We start from the raw sequence: 1,931 nt of genomic DNA, 5'->3' as shown, positions 1-1,931 counted from the left end.
ATGCTGCGCGAAGAGATGGAGGGGTGAGGAGCGCTTGGCCGTAGGCCGATCAATCGACAACGATTTGTCGATTAAAGCGACGAACGGTGAAAGGCCGGTTCGCCTTCAGCGAATCGAAAGGTCCAGTGGACCTTTCGAAGGGATAGAACGCCCGAAGGGCTGGGAGCCATAGCGAAGGGCCGGGCGGGCCAAGTCCTATCACACCGCCGTCTTTATTTGCATTTGCGTGCGGGCTTTTATGCGCCTACATTATGCGCATAAAAGGAGGCAATCCCTATGCTTCAATCGACGCCGAAACCTCAGCGGCAATCAGTCAACACGTCCATTGATTCTCAGTTGATCAATGACGCTAAGGCGTTGGGTATCAACATTTCCCGCGCCGCGGAGGCGGGTATCGCGAAAGCGATTGCTGCGGAAAAAACACGTCGATGGCAGGAAGAAAACAAGCAAGCCATCGAAAGCTCCAATGAATATGTTAGGCGCAACGGACTTCCATTGGCCAAACACCGGCTGTTTTGATGGCACGTTACGATCTTTATCGGAATTCCGAGGGCAACGGTTATCTTCTCGATGTTCAGTCCGACCTTCTTGAGGGCCTGAGCACCAGGGTCGTAATTCCGTTGATGCCGCCCAACACAGCTCCGGTTCCGGGCCGCCGGCTAAACCCGACCTTCACTATCGATGGCAAGGATCATGTGATGGTCACGCAGTTCATGTCAGCCTTGATGGCCTCTGAGCTGCCGGATACCGAGGGGAATCTTTCCAGGCACCACGACGACATCGTCGCCGCACTCGACATGCTGTTCCAGGGCTTCTGAATCAAGAGGCTACGGGACAGCGGCTTTCTCAGCCAGCCGTCTTCGCCTGCCAGGCCTTGATCGCCTCGTCGAACACCTTCTCGCCGGGAATGCCCTTTTCCATGGTCAGCAACGCCCGCCGTCCGGTCTTGTAGACGACCGGCACGTCGATCCAGTCCTGGCCGCGCAGCAGGGTCATGTTGGCGTCTTCGTCGGCCTTGGTGTCGTTGAGCGCGACGAGGAAGAAGCCGTCGGCAATCTTGGCCGGAATGCCGATCAGCGGGCTGCCGGCATCCTGCTCCGAAGCCTTCATGGCAACGCGCAGGATGTTGTCGACACCGCCGCCCTCGAAGCCGTCGGGCGTCAGGAAGATCATCTCGATGATATGGCTGGCCGGCAGCGTCTGGTCGGTGTTGCGGCGGATGGTCATGCGCAACTGGATGTCCTTGCCGGGAATGGTCGCCTCGGCGCGGATCGCCGGCTCCGGCGGCAGGTCGCCACCGGGCGATTCCTGCACCAGCGACCAGACGATGTTGCCGGGCTCGGCGGAGCCCTGGGCGGTGCTGGTGCGCTCCTCATAGAAGATCGCCTTCTGGCCGACAGGCAGGGCGGCTTCCGCAGGCGCAGCCGCCGGGGCGGGCGGCGCGGCACCTGCCGGTGCTGGCGGCGTGCCAGCAGCACCGGCCGGCGCTGCAGGCGCTGCTCCGTTGGCAGGCGGCGTTGCGGGGGCGGCATCTGTCGCCGGAGGCGTAGTCGCGGCAGGCGTACCGGCGGCCGGTGCGGAAATCGCCGGTGCGTTCGTGGCCGAAGGCGGGGTGGTCAGCGCCGCGACCGATTCGCCTTCGCCGATGCCGCTTTGGCCACCGGCCGGACCCGGGTCGACTTCACCACCCTGCGGTGTCAGCCGCTGGGTGAATTTCGTGCTTTCGGCTTCCGTGCCGCCAGCCGCGGGCGCCGGCGGCGCTGCCGCGGCATCGGTTGCCGGCTTGGCCGGCGCCGGCTTCACGGGTTCGGTTTTCGCTACCTGATTGCCGCCAAGCCCCAGCATCTTGCCGAAGGCGTCCTTGTTCAGCCAGATGCCATAGCCGCCGCCGGCAACGACCAGCAGTGCGACGACGGCCGCGATCAGCCCGC

Annotated in this window: 3 protein-coding genes; 2 read left to right on the top strand and 1 reads right to left on the bottom strand. The window is 63.3% G+C overall.

The window, feature by feature from the left end; translation table 11 throughout:
* Window positions 1-276 precede the first annotated feature (276 nt).
* Together EN914_RS33705 and EN914_RS33700 are read left to right on the top strand one after the other, a co-directional pair.
* Window positions 277-519: a type II toxin-antitoxin system CcdA family antitoxin gene (locus EN914_RS33705; protein WP_024502933.1), complete on the top strand. Its 243-nt coding sequence runs from the start codon at window positions 277-279 to the stop codon at window positions 517-519.
* Window positions 519-818 (top strand): CcdB family protein, encoded by a 300-nt coding sequence (locus tag EN914_RS33700; protein ID WP_024502932.1) that lies wholly within the window; start codon window positions 519-521, stop codon window positions 816-818. Before EN914_RS33705 ends, EN914_RS33700 begins: the two co-directional genes overlap by 1 nt.
* A gap of 28 nt (window positions 819-846) precedes the next feature.
* Here EN914_RS33700 and EN914_RS39590 read toward each other — a convergent pair.
* Window positions 847-1,931: hypothetical protein (locus EN914_RS39590; RefSeq protein ID WP_127389595.1), on the bottom strand; the 1,085-nt coding region annotated here is incomplete at its 5' end.

It is taken from the genome of Mesorhizobium sp. M7A.F.Ca.CA.001.08.2.1 (genome assembly GCF_003998455.1).
Taxonomy (GTDB): domain Bacteria; phylum Pseudomonadota; class Alphaproteobacteria; order Rhizobiales; family Rhizobiaceae; genus Mesorhizobium; species Mesorhizobium ciceri.
This window is presented reverse-complemented; position numbering and strand designations above follow the sequence as displayed.